The sequence below is a fragment of the Mycolicibacterium tusciae genome, assembly GCF_002086795.1.
In the GTDB taxonomy this organism is placed as follows: domain Bacteria; phylum Actinomycetota; class Actinomycetes; order Mycobacteriales; family Mycobacteriaceae; genus Mycobacterium; species Mycobacterium tusciae.
The window spans coordinates 306326-324839 of record NZ_MVIM01000006.1 but is presented as its reverse complement, the minus strand read 5'-3'; the positions used below and the strand labels follow the sequence as shown (position 1 = coordinate 324839).

The window sequence follows — 18514 nt, the reverse complement described above, 5'->3', positions numbered from 1 at the left end:
TGCCCGGATACGGCTGGACCAAAATCCTCTTCGACCCTGGGCCCACCGCCCACTCTGACTGAACCGGGCAGCTGAGGGCGCGGATTGGCCTGGCTTGGTGGGAGGCTCACCGTGCCACATTGGTGCTCGTCGGCTGCGGCACCTCGAAGTAATCGCCATATCGCCTCCGCTGCCCTCAACCGAGACGACGCCGAACAATTGTGCGGTGAAACAGGCAACACCACAGTCCCGCTCAACTCACGATCCAGACGATCGGTAGGTCTGCAACTGACGATGGCGGCAACGATCGACAATCTCGCCGATCTCGTCAGGATCGTCGGCGAGCACAAGTAGCTCAACGTCATCGGCCGCAACCATTCCCGGCTTGAGCAGCCGTTCGCGGATCCATCGCTGCAGTCCACTCCAGTGCGCCGATCCCGCGAGCACGACCGGAAAGTGGCGGATCTTTTCGGTTTGTATCAGAGTCAAGGCCTCGAAGAGCTCATCGAGCGTTCCGAAGCCTCCCGGAAGGACTACGAACCCGTTCGCGTAGCGGACGAACATCAGTTTGCGGACAAAGAAATACTGGAAGTGAAGCTCGAGATCGACGAAGGGATTGATGCCCTGTTCTTGGGCGAGCTCTATGCCAAGGCCGATCGAACGCACGCCAGCCTCGCGTGCGCCGCGGTTGGCGGCCTCCATAATCCCGGGTCCTCCACCCGTGATGATGTCGAAACCCAGCGCGCCCAGCCGTGCAGCCAGTGCGTGCGCCAGCTTGTAGTGCGGGTGATCCGGCGGCGTGCGCGCGGAGCCGAAAAATGACACGGCGTTCGTGACCTTCGCCAAGGCTGTAAATCCGGACGCCACTTCGTCCCGAATCCGAGTCACCCGGTCGGGGTCACCGCCGGCGAGTAGAGCGAAGTCCGGTCCCAACCAACGCAGCAGTTCCTCGTCGCAAGTCGCTGGAGGGTGCTCTGTTGACTCTGGCATCGCCATGATGGTCCCACGCGCGGCGGACATACATCTCATCAATCGACGGAGTCCTCCGCGCCCAGATCAAGCGCGCGCTCTCGATATCGTTGGCGCCGCACGTGAGGGCTGATCGCGATGAGCGTGGCCGCCAAAGATGGCGGTGATGGCCGAGATGTTTGAGGCCGAGATCGCCGAGGCCTATCGGCCGAAGGGTAAGCAAAACGGTGGCCGGGCCGCGGTGCGTCACGTCGCCGGGAAGGGGATCGGTGACCCCGGCCGCGAGCCCGGACTCGACAGTCAGGAGGTGTCGTTGACGAGCTACGCGCACTTCGTCGCCGACGACCTGCTGGCCCAGGTGGTGATGGAGCGAATACTGGCTGGGGTGGCCACCCGCCGGCACACCCGCCGAGCCGGGTTGACAAGGAGAAGAAATCGACCAGCCGCTCGGCGATTTCGCGCCGGTTCGTGCGCCGGACCGAGACCGCGCTGGCCGAGCTGATGTCCACGGCCTGACGGGCCGCGACTCGAGGTCCTCATGCTCGATGGCTAGCACATGGCTGAGCGGTGCGCGGTGGTGGCGCTGGCGATCACCGCCGACGGAACAAAGAAATCGGTCGGCTGGGGAGGACTCCAACGGAGAACAAGACCGGGATGGGCTCGCTGCTGGCAGGCCTGGTCGGGCATGGATTGACGTTCGATGACGGGCTGCTGGTGGTCATCGACGGGGCAAAGGCGCTCACCGCGGCGAGTGCGCGAGGTGTTGGAGAACACGCCAATGCCTTCGCCGTCATGTTCGCCGGCTTCCGTGGGAGCTACATCGCATTCTCGTCAGGCCTGGGCTGGAGTAGCGTTTACAGTGTCTACCTCGCCACCTCGTGTTTTGTTCTACAACCTCTGCTGTCAGATGATTTTGGACCGTGGCTTCGCACCGCACTCGAAATCCGTGCACGAGGACCGCCATGCTCGGTCACCGGGGCATCTTTGAACCGATGCGGGCACGCCAAGATATTCACTTTGCGACGCGAAACCCAACAAACCGCCTGATTCGGCTGAGGCCGGCCGAACGAAGAACATTTAGAACGGAGCACCTGTGAGCGCGCAGTCGGCAAAGATCCGCGTTGCGGTGAACGGATATGACGTCATCGGCAAGCGGGTCGCCGATGCGGTGGCAAATCAGGAAGATTTGGAACTGGTCGGTATCGCAGATATCGACGCCGGATGGCGAATGAGAATTGCCGAGCAAAAAGGGTTCCGAATCTTCTCCTCCGTTGACGACCGTACCGAGGTCATGCGCGGTGGGGGTCTGCAAGTAGCAGGTAATCTCGAGGATCTACTCAACGATGCCGAGGTGGTGGTCGATTGCACGCCAAAACCGTTGGGCGCGCAGAACGCTGAGTACTACCGTGCGCATGGGGTGAAATTCATCGTGCAAGGTGGCGAGAATCACGAGGTTACCGGGCACTCCTTTGTGGCCGAGGCGAACTACGATGCGCCGGGCGACTGACCCATGGGAGAGTCATGAGGGCGGCATTATGAACACCCTGGTGCCGGAGGCCACGATTCCCAGCCACCAGGGGCCGGATGCCCAGACCGTCGATGCTGAGCTGGACGTGGTGACGATCGCGGTCAAGGTGCCGCAGACGCTGGCTCACCTGCACAGCTGGTCGGTTCAGCTCACCCGAGACGCCAGCGCCGAAGAAGTCATCGACGCCTTCCGGCAGTCGTCGCGAATCGCGATGATCCGCATGGATGATGGCTTGACAGCGCTCAACACCGTCAAGGAATTGATGGCAGACCTCGGGCGCCCGCGCGACGATCTCTACGAGGTCGCGTTGTGGGAAGACATGGTGGCCGTCAGCGAGGGCGAAGCCTTCTATGCCTATATGGTGGACAACCAGGCCATCGTCATTCCGGATACGATTGATGCCATACGGGCGCTGACAAGTCGCGACCAGGACCCCGAGGCGTCGATGGCGAAAACTGATGCAGCCCTCGGGATTGGCTTAAAGCTGGTATGACGGTGCGCCGCGCCGTCAATTGCCGGCCACATGGATGACCATCCCGATGACTAAACCCTTCTACCGGTCGTCTCGAAGCGCCGCTCTCGGCGAGCCAGGAATGCGCCAGCACAAGACCACTCCGGTCGATCCGGTGGTGATTCTAGCTATAGCTAGTCTCTATGCAACATCGGATGGCTGGTGACACCGGTGGGCTCGTGACCCACTTTCGCATGCGTGACGGGTCGCGGACCCAACACCGCCTCCGACTCGGCCAAGCCGACACAGCGTAGGCGTGGCGCACGGCACCGCGCGGACCGAAGCAAAGTCCGGGTTGGCGGGTGGCGGCCAATGGTGATCGAGGCATGAGGTGGGGGACACAAGTACCGGTGACGGGGCCAATGTCGTCACTGTCGGGCACGGGCCCGCCGCCGTGGTGACCGTTCGTCGTGCTGTCGGCGGATAGCCGGAACTGCAACCCCTCCAAATACCGGCGCGGCAGCTGCCCAGCGTTCGCAGCGGCCAGCCGAAGCCGTCCTGCGGGACAGGCAAGACTCACCATCATCGTCCTCTCGGCCGCTAGCGAGAAGTTCCGGGCCGCTACCAGCCCCTGCTCTCGCACATATCCAGTAGCTGGCCGCATACGTGGGTAGTAAGAGTGCTATGGCGTTGCGTGTTGATGTTGCAGATGGCGATGCTCTCCTGAGCGTTGACGGGTTCTGGTCCCATGCGTGTTGTCTAGCCGGTGGTATTCGCCTCGGACAGTGCCATTTCCCAGCGTTGGCCTGGGATCAGTGTTCGTGTGACATCTTCGAGGCAAATCCGGATCGGGCCGGTCGCCCACGGATGAAGGTCCAGCACCACACGGTTGCTGCTGAGTTTGACGTCGATCGGTTGGCCGCGGTAGCGCATTTGGAAGCTGACGGCGCCGAGCTGGCGGGGCAGCAGTGGGTGAAGGCGCAGGACATCGTCACGGGTTTCGACTCCGGCGTAGCATCTGATCACCATGTCCGCGGTGCCGGCCATCGCACCCAAATGGATACCCGTGCGTGTTGTCCCGCCCTGGATGTCGGCGAGGTCGCTGTCCAATGCCTCGGTGAACAGGGACCATGAATGCGCACGGTCTGACCGGGCAAGCACCCAACTGTGCACCAGTCGGCTCAGGGTGGACCCATGGCTGGTGCGGGAAAGGTAGTAGTGCACGGTGCGGGGGATGAGTTCTGGTGGCAGCTGGTAGCCGAGGCGGGTGAAGACGGCCCGTAGTTCTTCGGCGGAGAACAAGTAGAACAGCATGAGCACATCGGCCTGTTTGGACAGTCGGTAGCAGTTGGTGCTGTCACCTTCGGCTTGCAAAATCAGGTCGAGGCGCCCGATGTTGCCATAACGTTGGCGGTAGCGGTCCCAGTCGAATTCGGCGAGGTCCTCATAGCCTTCGAACTGGCTGATGACGCTGTCATGAAACGGAATCCGCAGCCGCCGGCTGGTCCGGTCCCATCGGTTCAGTTCCTCGGCGTTGACTGCGAGTCGAGACAGCGATGGGCCGCAGTCGCGCTGGTGTAGCAGGTCAATTATGTCGCGCGCTCGTGTCAGTACCCAGGATGCGAGCACGTTGGTGTAGGTGTTGTTGCGTAGTCCCTCGCCGGGGGCGTTGGGGTAGCCGTCATGGAATTCGTCAGGGCCCATCACGCCGGTGATGTCGAAGCGGTCATCAGTTGCGTCGTGGGTGGCAAGGTCGGCGAAGAACCGGGCGACCTCCACCACGATCTCGGCACCGTGATGGACGAGGAAATCGATATCGGCGGTGGCTTGGTAGTACTGCCATACGCTGTAAGCCAGGGCAAGGCCGACGTGACGTTGCTGGTGGGAATTGTCGGGCATCCATTGCTGGTTGCGCAGATTGAACAATTCGGTGGGCGTCTCCTCGCGGCCGTCGCTTCCGCTCTGCCATGGAAACATCGCCCCTGCCAGCCCAACAGTGCGCGCGGCGGTTTGCGCCTTCGCGAGTCGGCGGTAGCGGTAGAGCAGCAGCGAGCGGGTTAGTTCGGGTCGGCGCAATGTGAGCATCGGGTAGATGAACAGTTCGTCCCAGAAGATGTGTCCGCGATAGCCCTCGCCGTGCAGGCCGCGTGCGGGTACGCCGGCGTCGAGTTCGGGGCTGGCCGCTGCCACGGTTTGCAGAGTGTGGAAGATGTGCAGGTTCAGCGCGAGCCGCTGGCGCGCTCCGGTCAGCATGCCGATGCCGAACCGGGACCACCACTGTTGCCATGCGTTGACGTGCTCGGCGAGCAGCTGGTCGAAGTGGGGTGCTTGTCGGATTCGGTCGGTGGCAGCTAACGGTGCTGTTGAGATGCCCCGGTCGCGTGAGGTGGCAACCGCGACGACCTTTTCTAGGATCACCTCAGCATCGGGTTCGACGTCGAGCACGAAATCATGGCCGGCCAGCGCGGTTTCGGTGAAGGCCTTTCCGTCCACCGCCGGGTCCTGGCCCTGACGTAGCCGGGTTCGCGCTGCGGTGACCAGGCTGATCCCCGACTGGTTGGTGACGGCTTCGACGACCACCGTCTCTGCGTCTGGCTGAGTCACATCGACAATCGTCAGGTGGTGATGATTCAACGGCGCGTCGTCGGCGGCGTTGCTGTTGCTCACGTCACCGTTGACCGCTGAACGCACGTGGATCCGTCCGGCCCAGGTTTCCGCCTTGATTGCAATCTCGAGAGCGGCCAGGTGTGGCGTTGCCAGCGAGTGCAGCTGTCGGCTGGTGATTCGGGTGACGCGGCCGTGGCTGTCGCGGTAACGAGTGGTGCGGGTCAACACTCCACGGCGCAAATCGAGGCGTTGGTCATGACTGATCATCTCGGTGCTTCCGGGACACATGGGTTGGCCGTCGGCTACCTGGATTCTGACGTAAGTCCAATCGGGTGCATTGACCATATGTTCGGACTCGACGAGCCGGTCACCGATATCGCTGATCACCCTGTTGTATACGCCTGCGAAATAGGTTCCGGGATAGTGAGTTTCGCCGAGAGTACTGCTCGGTGCTGACCCGCGGGTGGCCCAATAGCCGTTTCCCAACGTGCACAGCGTTTCCCGGGTTCCCTCGTGGTCGGGATCAAAACCATCGTAGCTGAGAAGCCAGCCACTGACTGCCGGGTCCGCTCCGCCGCACCATCGGTCGTCGGCGCCGTCCGACGGGCTGGCTGCACGCTCGGGGTCGGTACCGCTGAGCAGACCGGTCAGGTTGGCCTGGGCCACGTCGGTCACCACCACGTCCGCGCCCGATGAAATCAGTTGAGAACGGTCGCCCGTTGTGTCCACCCCGACAATCAAGCCGATCCCCGCCGCCGCCGCACTGCGCACACCCGCCGCATCGCGCGTCACCACGACCGCTTCCACCGGCGCGGTGCGCAGGCGACGTGCGGCTTGTACAAACACTGCGCGGTCGGAGTTGTTACTGCGCAAAACCGGTGGGCCGTCGCTGCCCTCAAGGCTTTCGTCGGCGGGGAGCTCTTTGAGGACAACCGCGGTGGGTACGCCGGCCGAGTGCAAAGTGTGCACCAGCTTCGCCACTGATTCGTCCGCCCGGACCGCGCCGGCATCGATGATGACCGCGTGTAAGCCGCTGGCGGAGCGATTCTCATGATCCATTTCGCCCACCTATGTGTCGTGTGACTACGGCCGAGCCGGCGTTACCGCGAGGAAGACGGTGCATACGTCGATAGGGAGGAACTCTCAATCCGGCTTCCAAGAAGTCACGCGCTGCTGCTGATGGGGGCAGCCGTCGCGATGGTCTGTGAGTTGTCAGCCAACTGACGACTGGTGTCGCCCAGCCCGTCTTTGGTTAGTACTATCTTCGATAGTAGGAGATCTTCTCGGCGCCCGACGTGTCAACTGCGCGTTATTCGCACGCAGTGGAAGGCGAGCCTGTGAGCGATGTCGGCCGCGGTGGTGTCTCGAAGGGAGGGGTGCGGCCGTGGCGGATGGTGGTGATCGCCATAGCGTGGGGCTCCTGCTTCCCGTTGCTGGACTGGGGTCTCGACGGTGTATCGACGCTGTGGTTCGTCACCTGGCGCGCCATCGTGGCCGGGTTGGTGTTGTGGGCCCTAGGTGCAGCGGTCAACTGGACTCCTGGGGCGCCATCGCCGCAGATGAGGCTGGGTACGTGGGCGTTGATCGGCGTACTGGCACTGATGAATGTCACGGTGTCGTTTGCGGCGATGGCCGCCAGCTCCACCGGCATCGCCACAGGTATGGCCACGGTGCTGGCGAATTCACAGGCGCTCCTGGTGGTATTGCCGGCGTGGGCGCTGTTCGGCGAGCGGCCCCGAACCGCCGAAATCGCCGCGGTGGTGTTCGGGGTGGGAGGCCTGCTTCTCATTGCGGTGCCCTCGGGCGGTGGCCGGGGTTACGGGTTGGCGCTGCTGGCGGCGGTAGGGGTCACGGCGGGTGCTCTGCTGGCTCGCCGGCTGGCCGACGTCGATGTGCTGAAGTTGGGTTACAGGCAGTTTCTGGTCGGCGGTGCCGCTCTGGCCGTCCTCGCAGCAGTGATCGATGGGCCACCGACCGTGGGAATGTCGGCGCACAGCTGGGTGGCGTTGTTTGTGCTGGCTGTTGGGGGCACCGCGCTGCCCTACCTGTTGTGGTTTGTCGAGCTGCGGCGCGCGTCGATCACTGCGGTGACGTCGTGGACGTTGCTGGTGCCTGTGGTGGGTTTGGCGCTGGGCGTCGTCGTGGTCGGCGAAAGGCTGGCTTTGGCCGAACTGCTGGGTGCAGCAACCGTGGTCACCGCCCTGGCGATCGTCGCCGTTGCCGGGCGCATCACGACCCGGCCGCAGCACATCAGGGGTGATGGCTGAGCCGACATCGCAAACAACCTCAGACTTGATCATGGCAACGAAGAAAGGCACGGTAGATGGCGCAGTTAGCGAGTATGGGAGGGGACACGTCGGCCGACGACGTGGACACGAGCACCGGGGAATCCATCGCACCGCAGCCTTACACCCTGGGGGATGCTGGCGGGCCGCTGAGTCGCGATGAGCTGAACCTTGTCGATGCCTGGTGGCGCGCGGCGAACTACCTGTCGGTCGGGCAGATCTATCTGTTGGACAACCCTGTGGCGCGTGAGCCGCTGCAGCCCGAACACATCAAGCCACGTCTGCTCGGCCACTTCGGCACCGTACCCGGGCTGAACTTGGTGTGGGCACACGCCAATAGACAGATAATTCGCCGCGAGCTGAGCGCCTTGTTTGTTGCCGGGCCCGGGCATGGTGGACCGGGCCCCAACGCGTGCGCCTGGTTGGAAGGCACCTATTCCGAGCTTTACAGCCACATCCCGCAGGATCTCGCCGGGATGAAGGCGTTCTTCACCCAATTCTCTTATCCAGGGGGTGTTCCGAGCCATTGCGCGCCGGAGACGCCGGGTTCGATCCACGAGGGCGGTGAGTTGGGTTATTCGTTGTTCCATGCGTTCGGGGCAGCGCTGGATAATCCTGACTTGACGGTCTTTTGCGTCGTCGGTGATGGTGAATCCGAAACCGCGCCGCTGGCGACCAGTTGGCACGCGCACACATTCTTGAATCCGGTCCGCGACGGCACGGTAATACCGATTCTCGCGCTGAACGAGTACAAAATCGCCAACCCCACCATCTTCGCCCGTATGCCCGAATCTCGCCTGTTGGAATTGTTGCGCGGATACGGCTATGACCCGCATGTGGTCAGCGGTGATGACCCCGCGACCGTGCATCAAGCGATGGCCGCCGCTCTGGATGTCTGTCTTAACCAGGTCGAACAGATCAAGGAGGCGGCCCTGTTGAATACCGACCGGCCCTCCGACCGGCGCTGGCCCATGATTGTGTTACGCACGCCGAAGGGCTGGACATGTCCGCCCATCGTCGACGGGCAGCAGGTCGAGGGTACGTTTCGTTCCCACCAGGTGCCCCTGCCCGCCGCGCGGACCGATACGCGACACCGCGAGGTCCTCCAAGAGTGGTTGCAGTCCTACCGTCCGGAGGACCTTTTCGACGAAGCTGGGCGACCGGTGGCCGCGCTGTCGAAGCTGGTGCCTGACGGCGATCGACGAATGAGCGCCAACCCGGTGAGCAACGGCGGAACCCAGTTGCGCGATCTGCGGCTGCCCGACTGGCGCGAGTACAGCGTCAAGGTTTCGGCTCCGGGGGCCACCTCGCACGCGGCCACCCGGATGTTGGGCCGGTGGCTTCGCGACGTGACCGACTGGAATCGGACGAATTTTTTGACCTTCGCGCCTGATGAACTTGCCAGCAACCGGCTGCAGGACATTCTGGAGGTCACCGGCCGCAAATGGCAGGCCGACATCGGCGAGTTCGACGAAGGACTCGATCCGCACGGCCGAGTGATCGAAGTGCTGTCCGAACACATGTGCCAAGGGCTGCTGGAAGGATACCTGCTGACCGGCCGACACGGCGTCTTCACCTGCTATGAGGCGTTCATCCACATCGTCGACTCCATGTACAACCAGCACGCCAAGTGGCTGCAAGCCAGCATGGCGGTGCCCTGGCGCCGCCCCATCCCCAGCCTCAACTACCTACTGTCATCACATGTCTGGCGGCAGGACCACAACGGTTTCACCCACCAGGACCCAGGCTTCCTGGACGTGGTGATGAACAAAAGACCCGAGATCGTGCGGGTTTACCTGCCCCCGGATACCAACACCTTGCTCTCGACCTATGACCACTGCCTGCGCTCGCGGCACTACGTCAACGTGGTGGTCGCGGGCAAACAACCACAAGCCGATTGGCTGTCGGCGACCGATGCGGCCCTGCACTGCGCGCGTGGGGTGGGAACCTGGCCCTGGGCCGGCAACAACGATGTTGTGGGAACCGTGCCCGATGTCGTACTGGCATGCGCTGGCGACATCCCAACACTGGAAACCCTGGCCGCTGCATCGATTTTGCGGGATCGCCTCCCAGACTTACGGGTTCGTGTGGTCAATGTGGTGGACCTGATGCGACTGCTGCCCGAAGACAAACATCCCCACGGGCTGCCCGATTACGAATTTGACAGTCTGTTCACCGAAAGCAGTCCGGTGATCTTCGCCTTCCACGGCTATCCGTGGCTGGTGCACCGGCTCACCTACAACCGAACCAACCACCAGAACCTCCACGTCCGCGGATACAAGGAAAGAGGCACCACCACAACCCCCTTCGACATGGTGATGCTCAACGACCTGGACCGGTACCACCTGGTCATCGATGTCATCGACCGTGTTTGCGCACTAGGCACCCGGGCCGCCGGGCTGCGTCAGGAAATGGTCGATGCCCGTCTTCGGGCGAGGGCCTGGACCCGACAGTACGGCGCCGACATTCCCGAAGTCGCCGAATGGACCTGGCCGGGGTAAGCGGTTGGGAACACCCGTCGGTGGGGCCGGGGCCACACTCACCTAAAGCCGGGCCTCACGTGGCTGTCACGGCGCGGCGTTGGTAGCTGTCGCGTAGACGTGGTGGCTATGGGCAACCTGAGGGTGAACGTGGCGCCGGCGCCTGGACCTGGCTGGTTGCGGGGGTAAGTCTCCTGGGGTGGTGGGATTTCGAGGCCGAGACCGAATGGGCTCGGACGCTATCAAGCTCTTGCGCCGTGGTACCCCGTGGTGTGCCGATTGCGCATGAAATGCACCCGGCAGCGCTGCCATGATGAGTCGGTAACTGTTGGGCCACAGCGGTTTTCAGTCCGGCGTAGCATTGCAGATGACCAGATGCACCCCGGCCAGGCCGCGGGCGCGCAGCGAGGCCAAAAACACGCGCCAGAACTCGTAGGACTCACTGTCACCCACCGCGGTACCCGAACACTTCACACGTGCCCTCGGGGCAGCGACGTCGACGGGGTCGGTGTAGGCGAAAAACCGTATTGACCGCCGCGGTCACCGCCGGGGCGTGTTTGGCCGATACCGCTAACCATGCGACATTGAATGCTCGATGTGCGGTCATAATTACTCGGCCATCCAACGCACTCCGAACAAGCGGCCGGCGTCGTCGACGCCGGTGATCAGGAGTGCACATACAACCCGGGGGACGGCCTGCGCCGAAGTCCGTGCAACGGTCAACTGCAGCTTTGTGTTCCGTTGGTTGCGATCACTTCGGCGCGGTGGACCCCAGGCGGTCGATCATGGCGGTTGCGGCTGCGGCGATAGCCTCGCCGAAAACAACCAGTGGTGACCGCACACGTTTGCGCCAACTCCGGTCAGTTGTGTCTGTCACCGACAGTGTCGGCTGTCGTCGCTGCCACATCTCTGGTGTCGTCGACGGATTCACGTTGGGCAGAATGTCAGGTTGTCTCTGCGGCTGTGGTCGACAACCGAATCGAGCCAATGATTTTCGTCCTGGAGGGCATGCGGACACGGAGGCGGCTTTCGCCGTTACGGCGCGGAGGGTCGGGTAGGACGGGGGAGGACGCGAATTCACCGCCACCACGGCAGGCCACCGCCGGATCCGGGACGAACGTCCAAAGCCCTATGCTTCGGCCTGCGCCGCCCACCAGGGGCACGGGCGCTGCCCGGATACGATTGGACGAAGGTGGTCTTCGATACCGGCCTCACCGCACAATTCGACCAGATCGGCCCGCTGTTGATTGGCCTAACCTGGCTCGCCGGGTTAGTCATTGCCGCAGCGGTCATCCTCGCCCGCCGCAGCACGTCGCCGTAAGACGACAGAACAGTCGCTGCAGTCGCTTGAGCATAAGTGCGAGAAACCCGTTCAGCGATGATCTCTGGGGGCGCGATATCTCTTTCGGTGATGTCGCATGGATGCCGCGCTCATCATCGCCTGCGAACGGCCCAGCGAGAAGGCGTGGGATGTTATCGAGCCGCCTCGGCGGCACCGCCTGGGGAGCGAAGTACCGCGTACACCTCGCAGTGGCCTCACCCACCGCATGTATCGTTGCCGGCGCTTCGGTGTCGCCATCGTCTGCCAATTCAAACAGTATTAGGCGAGGGGCGAACGTCGCTGGCCGGCATGCGCCGGCATTGCGCCCCGTCGGGCACAGCCGGGGACTTTGGTCGGTTGCGATAGAGCCCAATTGGCCCGCCGCTAGTGGACGTTGTGCTGTTGGCGCGTCCCGGTGGGTAGTGCAAAATCGGCACTGTAGCACCGATGAAAGGATCCCCGATGAAGACTCAGCGCGCTCTTTGGTATGGCGCAGCGGTCGTCGCCGTCGCGTTGGCCGCGATGGTCTTGGGCGCCCCGGCGTCGCTTGTCCTGCTGGCCCTGCTCTTGCTGGCATGCCCGGTGATGATGATGTTCATGATGGGCGGAATGGGCGGCGGCCATGGCCATGGCCATGGTTCCGATCGTGAGTCCACCGACACCCACGATCATCGCGACTCCGCCGGGCGGCCATAACCACCAAAGACACCGCGGATCGGACGGCAGCGCGATGGCCGATGCAACCGGCAAGTCAGAAGACATGGTGATCAACCGTGACGAGCGAAGCATGGTTGTCGCCGTTTTCGGCGCGCATGGACGCTACCGCGGGATCGCCTGGTGCACGCGCCAGCCACGCCACTGACGGTAAGGGCGTTGTGGACCCAATCCGTCGCCGCAAAAAGCCGATGCGTCAAACGTTCGGCGCCGCGCACCGAACCGCCATCGGGGCGCACCGTCGCAACCGAACGCGGTGAGGCCCTGTTCGAAGCGGTCTCCGCGCGGGTGCGCACGCTGCCCGACGGGCAGCAACCCAATCTCGTGGTGTTCGGGGAAAGCCTGGGGTCCTTCGGCGCCGAGGCGGCGTTCTCGTCGCTGAACAACCTCATCGCCCGCACGGATGGGGCGATATTTTCCGGCCCGACGTTCACCAACACGATGTGGACAGGGCTGACCGAGGACCGCGACGCGGATTCACCGCAGTGGCTGCCGGTCTACCAGCGCGGCCAGAACGTGCGGTTCGCTGCCCGCGCAGCAGATCTCTCCCGGCCCGACGCTGGGTGGGATCACCTGCGCATCGTCTATCTGCAGCACCCCTGCGATCCCATCGCCTGGTGGGATCCCGATCTGGCGTTGCGCAAACCGGATTGGCTCAAAGAGGACCGCGGCAATGACGCGTTGGCGAGCATGAATTACAGTGGATTCCGGTGGTGACATTCCTGCAGATCGCCGCGGACATGGCCGTGGCGACCGGAGTCCCCGAGGGCCACGGCCACCGCTACGTCAAAGACCTTGTGACGCCTGGGCGTTGGCCTTGCAGACCACCGGCATGGACCGCCGACAAAACCGAGCGCCTGCCCGCGATGATCCAGACGCCCCAATAGCCCAGCCGACGTGGCACCGTCGGGGCCCAGCGGTTTTGACGAACTCCCCGCGGATTGAAAAGGGGCCTTCTGCCCTCGATTTCGTGTCCTAGTACCGCTGCATTGACGCCCCAGCGGCCTCCAGTCTTGAGTGTGGGGGACAGGCGCGAAGGATTCGGGAGTGGCCGTGAACGAACACATGGTGGCGTTGGACGTGATCCAGGATGCGCTGGAGTTGGCGGTGCGGGCGCCGTCGCTGCATAACAGTCAACCCTGGCGATGGGTGCTACACGACGGGGTGCTTGATCTGCATGCGGATCCCACCCGTATCGGTCACGGCAGCGACCACACCGGGAAGGAGGTGCTGCTCAGTTGTGGTGCCGTGTTGGATCATTTACGGGTGGCCATGGCCGCGGCGGGCTGGGACAGCCTCACCGAGCGCTTCCCCAACCCGAACGATCGCGATCACCTGGCAACAGTTGAGTTCGCGCGTGCGGTGTTCGTCACCGATGCCCAACGCGGCCGCGCGGTGGCCATCGCCCACCGGCGTACCGATCGGCTTGCGTTCGCGGTCCCCGCGAGCTGGGAGGCGTTTGAAACCGTGTTGCGCGCAACGGTCATCGGCAACGGCACGTATCTGGATGTCCTCGACGCGGATGCCCGTTCCCAATTGGCACACGCGTCGCGGCTCACCGAGCAGTTGCGACGCTACGATGCGTCCTACCACGCCGAATTAGCATGGTGGACAACACAACCGCCATCCACACAGGGCATCCCGCCGACCGCGTTGGCCTCCGGCGCTGAATCGGCTCGGGTGGATGTGGGGCGGGCCTTTCCTGTCCGCGGCGAGACCAACCGGCGCGCCGACATCGATCGCGATGACGCCAAGATTCTGGTGTTGTCCACCTACGATGACAGCCGCGACTCCGTGCTGGTCTGCGGCGAAGTGCTCTCCGCCGTGCTGCTGGAGGCCACCATGGCCGATCTGGGCACCTGCACCCTGACACACATGATCGAAGCGGCCGCCAGCCGCGAAATCGTGCGCCGCCTCACCAGACGAACCGCCGAGCCGCAGGTGTTGATCCGAATCGGCACCGCGCCGCCAACCGATCCGCCGCCACCTCCCACACCGCGGCGGCCGCTAACCGACGTGCTCGAAATCGGCCCCTAGCCTCCCTAGCCTCGATCTTTGGTGAAGGGCTCAGTTTGCTGGGGGGTGGGGTCGGTTGTGTCGGGTGCGGTGGACTGGGCGTTGGTGGTCCTCGGCGCGGTGTCGCTGATTCTCCTGTGTCCTTGGTGGTGGGTTGCCGGTGGTGAATTCAGTTGAGTACGGCGAGGTTTCGTAGTCCGTTGATCAGCAGGCCATCGTCGGCTCAGGCGCAGGATGTGGCGGCGGCCGGTGATGATGATCCACCCGGCCACGCTCAGCAGCCGCAAGCGTAATCGTTTGGGTTCCCAGCTGCGGGGGGCGGGCCAGGCCAGCAATTGGGTCCAGGTCAGCAGCTCGTAGGCCAGGGCGGCGAGATCGAGCCAGATCTCGTTCTTGCCGAAGGCCGGTAGTGTTATCTAGAGCTGGTTATCGGTTGTCCACTACGTGCATGACGGAACCCGGATTCCGCGTCCATGAAACGCCAATGCCGGCGAACATGATCGGCTCTACACGGATTGCGTGCGCCTTGATTTTTCGAGCGCCGGCGCGGACCATTACGCCATCGACTTGGGCTTGTGCCGATGATGCCACAACCGGACGCAATTCGGCGACGTCCCGAAAGATTCGAGTAATGGGACGCTGTCGTACTATGGCGGTCAGTAGACGTTGAGAGTGCCGATTCAACCAAGCGCGCAGGGTTGACCGGTGAATACCTGCATTGGTTTCATCCCACCTACTTGCTGTCAGGAGCTGTGATGTCCAACCCAGAGAAGGGACGCGTCGGCCCACATCCGGGATCCGCCAGACACGAGCACGCCCCCCAGGCGCAGAGCCCAGCGCCCAGCGCCGAAGATCCCCACGCTGGGCACGGAGAGCATCTGGCTTACATCGGACAGGATCCCCAGGCCGGACATGACGGTCATGATCGACATGCCGGCCATGGCGCGCACGGGGAGATGTTTCGCCGCCGGTTCTGGTTCAGCCTGGTTCTGTCGGTACCGGTGGTGGTGTTCAGCCACATGATCGCCGAACTGTTCGGCTACACCCGGCCGGACTTTCCGGGCATGACATGGATCGCCCCGATTCTGGGCACGGTGATCTTTGTCTATGGTGGCATGCCGTTTCTCACCGGCGGCTGGGCCGAGGTGAAATCGCGCCGTCCCGGGATGATGCTGCTGATCGCGATGGCGATCAGCGTCGCGTTCGTCGCCTCGTGGGTCACCACTCTGGGGATCGGGGGTTTCAACCTGGATTTCTGGTGGGAACTGGCGTTGCTGATCGTCATCATGCTGCTGGGGCATTGGCTGGAGATGCGGGCCCTGGGTTCAGCATCGGGGGCACTGGACGCACTGGCGGCGATGTTGCCCGACACCGCCGAGAAGGTCACCGACGACGGAGTCCGCGAGGTCCCTCTCTCAGAGCTGGAGCTAGGCGATGTGGTGCTGGTGCGTGCCGGCGCCCGGGTGCCAGCCGACGGCGCAGTCACCGACGGCCGCGCCGAGGTTGACGAGTCGATGATCACCGGCGAGTCCAAGCCGGTGACCCGCCAGGTCGGCGATACCGTGGTGGCCGGCACCGTGGCCACCGACAGCGCTCTGCGGGTGCAGATCACCGCGGTCGGCGATGACACCGCCCTGGCCGGTATCCAGCGTATGGTCGCCGCCGCGCAGGCTTCCTCTTCGCGGGCGCAGGCACTCGCCGACAAGGCCGCCGCGTTTCTGTTCTATTTCGCCGCCGTCACCGGTGTGATCACCTTCGCGGTGTGGACGTTGTTGGGCAACCTCGACTATGCGGTGACCCGCACGGTCACCGTCCTGGTCATCGCGTGTCCACATGCCCTCGGGCTGGCGATTCCGCTAGTCATCGCAATCTCCACTGAACGCGCCGCACGCGCCGGGGTGCTGGTCAAGGATCGGCTGGCGCTGGAACGGATGCGCACGGTGGATGTGGTGCTTTTCGACAAGACCGGCACCTTGACCGAGGGGCGACATCAGGTCACCGGCACCGTTGCCACCGCCGGGATCAGTGAAGAGCAGCTGCTCGCGCTGGCCGCCGCGGTCGAGTCCGACAGTGAGCATCCGGTCGCCCGGGCCATCGTGGCCGCGGCCCAATCACGGATGCCGTCCAGTGAGCGGGTTGTCGCTAACGACTTCCGGTCCCTGCCCGGCCGGGGGGTGCGCGCCAGCGTCGACGGCACCGACGTTTCGGTCGGTGGCCCGGCCATGCTGGCCGACCTGCGACTGTCGGTCCCCGATGATGTCAGCGCAGTGACCCGCGGTTGGGTGCAGCGCGGTGCCTCGGTGCTGCATATCGTCCGCGATAACCAGGTGCTGGGCGCGGTGGCACTCGAAGACGCCGTCCGGGAGGAATCGCGTCAGGCGATCGACGCGTTGCACGCCCGAAACGTCAAGGTGGCGCTGATCACCGGCGATGCCCAACAGGTCGCCGATGCGGTTGCCACGGATCTGGGCATCGATGAGGTGTTCGCCGAGGTGCTGCCCGAACACAAGGACGCCAAGGTCGCCGAACTGCAAAAGCGTGGGCACCGGGTGGCGATGGTCGGCGACGGCGTCAACGACGCACCGGCGTTGGCCCGCGCCGACGTCGGCGTGGCCATCGGCGCCGGTACCGATGTCGCAATCGAATCCGCGGGGGTGGTGCTGGCAGCCAACGACCCGCGCGCAGTGCTGTCGATCATCGAACTGTCCCACGCCAGCTACCGCAAGATGTGGCAGAACCTGGTGTGGGCGACCGGATACAACATCATCGCCGTACCGTTGGCCGCCGGTGTACTCGCCCCGATCGGGGTGGTGCTGCCGCCTGCCGCGGCGGCGGTGCTCATGTCGGTCTCGACGATCGTCGTCGCGCTCAACGCCCAGCTGTTGCGCCGCCTTGATCTGGACCCCGCCCACTTGGCCCGGATCCGACAAGCCACTCGCCACATCCGCGCCAACAGAGGTGCATCAGTCAGTATCGATGCCTAGAAGATCCTTTCGTGGCCGAACGCGGCGCTGTCGTCGCTGTCGCGGTGTTGATGCTGGCGGCCTGCGGAACCGCCCCGCCGCCGCGGGCACCGATTGCGATGCCCGACATCGATCGCGGTCGCGTCGGCCCGCGTACAGCATTGGCGCCGCCGCTGCTGCACGTCGACGCGGGGTGAACGGTGTTGGCCGGCACCCACACCGGAACGTGCTGCATCGCAGGCAGGGCGGGCACCGGACTCTGCAAGCGTGGCCTACCAGCGAACCTGCCCTACTTCCCACGCCGTCTGGTAAGGCAGATTCTCACTTCTAGTTTCGTCAGCACAAGCACCGTTGTCGCGCATCCAATTCGGCGGTCGACTTCGCTGAGCCATTCGAGCGCCTGCCCATCGGCGGCCCTGCGGACGGAATGCTGTGCCGACTTGCGGAGACGGTCACCGCGACGGTGCTTCAATTATGGGCGGCTCGCTTGCCCAACTTTGGGTGTTTGTGCGTGACGAGTCGCTACTGCAGTGTGCACAGTCCGCACACGGATCATCTTAGTATTGACCAACTACATATAGCTTGCAACGTCTATCTAGTGGCAGTGATGCGCTGAGCGGAATGTTCAGTTGAGATTGAGCATGGCAACGTCGGGACGCACTTCCTCCAGGATGGGTCGAGGTGGAGAAGCTGACCGACTGGGCAAGGACGTTGGCCTACAAGGAAATTGCGGCCGCTTTGCTCGCTTTCGGCGTGCGGTGTGCGTCGCCGCAAAGAGAGCTAACTGTTACTGTGGCAAGCTCCTCGAGCGACCGTGTAGAGCTTTACCGAGCCAAGGGAGGGAGTATCAGCCGCGAACGAAGATGCTCGAATCACCTCTTTCGCAGAACCTTGACAGCGTCACACGCTATCGTCAATTCTCATATAGCAGAGTCACTTCGGTAGTGCAGGGAGTGAAGTAACAGGCTCGACAAGGAGAGGCTGATGAAGCTAGCGCAGAGCCGGCGAGTCACCGGTCCGAGCCCTCCGGCGGCAGATGCCGCGTCCAGCCTATATGTCCGTCGGCGATTAATACGTGACTGCACTTCGGAGCAATGGCTAGTGCGAACTCCTTTGGTTCGGTTCGTGCACGGGCATAGCACACACGCGCGTTTGCGCGGCAACGGGCGGTAGTCGGGGAGTAGCAATCGAGAGGAGACAT

At 63.7% G+C, this 18514-nt stretch carries 11 protein-coding genes and 4 pseudogenes; 11 read left to right on the top strand and 4 right to left on the bottom strand.

Annotation, left to right across the window (positions count from 1 at the left end; genetic code table 11):
- Positions 1–237 precede the first annotated feature (237 nt).
- Entirely contained in the window at positions 238–825 is a 588-nt protein-coding gene (locus tag BST47_RS14170; protein ID WP_234809704.1) for an LOG family protein, read from the bottom strand.
- A 148-nt stretch (positions 826–973) separates the two neighbouring features.
- Here BST47_RS14170 and BST47_RS30250 point away from each other — a divergent pair.
- The 3 genes and pseudogenes from BST47_RS30250 to BST47_RS31135 all read left to right on the top strand — a co-directional run.
- Positions 974–1725: pseudogene (locus tag BST47_RS30250) on the top strand (transposase); the annotation flags it as partial.
- Between the two features lie 316 nt (positions 1726–2041).
- Positions 2042–2455, top strand: coding sequence for a hypothetical protein (locus tag BST47_RS31140; protein WP_234809703.1), 414 nt, complete (start codon positions 2042–2044; stop codon positions 2453–2455).
- Between the two features lie 28 nt (positions 2456–2483).
- On the top strand, positions 2484–2969 hold the full coding sequence (locus BST47_RS31135) for a type II glyceraldehyde-3-phosphate dehydrogenase (RefSeq protein WP_234809702.1): 486 nt from the start codon (positions 2484–2486) through the stop codon (positions 2967–2969).
- Between the two features lie 717 nt (positions 2970–3686).
- On the opposite strand, the gene BST47_RS14150 is transcribed toward BST47_RS31135, so the two are convergent.
- On the bottom strand, positions 3687–6593 hold the full coding sequence (locus tag BST47_RS14150) for a glycoside hydrolase family 65 protein (RefSeq protein WP_083126123.1): 2907 nt from the start codon (positions 6591–6593) through the stop codon (positions 3687–3689).
- A gap of 278 nt (positions 6594–6871) precedes the next feature.
- On the opposite strand from BST47_RS14150, the gene BST47_RS14145 reads away from it, so the two are divergent.
- Complete coding sequence (locus BST47_RS14145) at positions 6872–7801, top strand: DMT family transporter (RefSeq protein ID WP_234809701.1); 930 nt, start codon at positions 6872–6874, stop codon at positions 7799–7801.
- Between the two features lie 56 nt (positions 7802–7857).
- Positions 7858–10320: a phosphoketolase family protein gene (locus BST47_RS14140; RefSeq protein ID WP_083126122.1), complete on the top strand. Its 2463-nt coding sequence runs from the start codon at positions 7858–7860 to the stop codon at positions 10318–10320.
- Between the two features lie 257 nt (positions 10321–10577).
- Here the strand turns inward: BST47_RS14140 and BST47_RS14135 are convergent.
- Positions 10578–10761 (bottom strand): annotated as a pseudogene (locus tag BST47_RS14135) (transposase); the annotation flags it as partial.
- A 730-nt stretch (positions 10762–11491) separates the two neighbouring features.
- On the opposite strand from BST47_RS14135, the gene BST47_RS31455 reads away from it, so the two are divergent.
- The 4 genes and pseudogenes from BST47_RS31455 (at position 11492) to BST47_RS14120 (ending at position 14371) form a co-directional block, all read left to right on the top strand.
- Positions 11492–11620 carry a hypothetical protein gene (locus BST47_RS31455; protein ID WP_272937639.1) on the top strand — a complete coding sequence of 43 codons (129 nt, stop codon included), beginning with the start codon at positions 11492–11494 and terminating at the stop codon, positions 11618–11620.
- Positions 11621–12082: 462 nt separating this feature from the next.
- Positions 12083–12316 carry a DUF2933 domain-containing protein gene (locus BST47_RS14130; protein WP_067395772.1) on the top strand — a complete coding sequence of 78 codons (234 nt, stop codon included), beginning with the start codon at positions 12083–12085 and terminating at the stop codon, positions 12314–12316.
- A gap of 261 nt (positions 12317–12577) precedes the next feature.
- Positions 12578–13221: pseudogene (locus BST47_RS14125) on the top strand (alpha/beta-hydrolase family protein); the annotation flags it as partial.
- 166 nt (positions 13222–13387) lie between these two features.
- Positions 13388–14371, top strand: coding sequence for an Acg family FMN-binding oxidoreductase (locus BST47_RS14120; protein WP_083126192.1), 984 nt, complete (start codon positions 13388–13390; stop codon positions 14369–14371).
- Between the two features lie 188 nt (positions 14372–14559).
- Here BST47_RS14120 and BST47_RS31640 read toward each other — a convergent pair.
- Positions 14560–14751: pseudogene (locus BST47_RS31640) on the bottom strand (transposase); the annotation flags it as partial.
- A 555-nt stretch (positions 14752–15306) separates the two neighbouring features.
- On the opposite strand from BST47_RS31640, the gene BST47_RS14110 reads away from it, so the two are divergent.
- The gene (locus tag BST47_RS14110; protein WP_234809711.1) at positions 15307–17334 is read left to right on the top strand and encodes a heavy metal translocating P-type ATPase; all 2028 of its coding nucleotides are present in this window, start codon (positions 15307–15309) and stop codon (positions 17332–17334) included.
- A gap of 11 nt (positions 17335–17345) precedes the next feature.
- On the top strand, positions 17346–17510 hold the full coding sequence (locus BST47_RS30685) for a hypothetical protein (protein WP_165604485.1): 165 nt from the start codon (positions 17346–17348) through the stop codon (positions 17508–17510).
- The last annotated feature ends 1004 nt before the right edge of the window (positions 17511–18514 follow it).

What these genes read in the sequence shown, in the direction of transcription:
- BST47_RS31135 (WP_234809702.1), top strand. Translation starts at nt 2,484, where the DNA reads ATGAACACCCTGGTGCCGGAGGCCACGATTCCCAGCCACCAGGGGCCG.
- BST47_RS14150 (WP_083126123.1), bottom strand. Translation starts at nt 6,593, where the DNA reads ATGGATCATGAGAATCGCTCCGCCAGCGGCTTACACGCGGTCATCATC.
- BST47_RS14140 (WP_083126122.1), top strand. Translation starts at nt 7,858, where the DNA reads ATGGCGCAGTTAGCGAGTATGGGAGGGGACACGTCGGCCGACGACGTG.
- BST47_RS14130 (WP_067395772.1), top strand. Translation starts at nt 12,083, where the DNA reads ATGAAGACTCAGCGCGCTCTTTGGTATGGCGCAGCGGTCGTCGCCGTC.
- BST47_RS14110 (WP_234809711.1), top strand. Translation starts at nt 15,307, where the DNA reads ATGTTTCGCCGCCGGTTCTGGTTCAGCCTGGTTCTGTCGGTACCGGTG.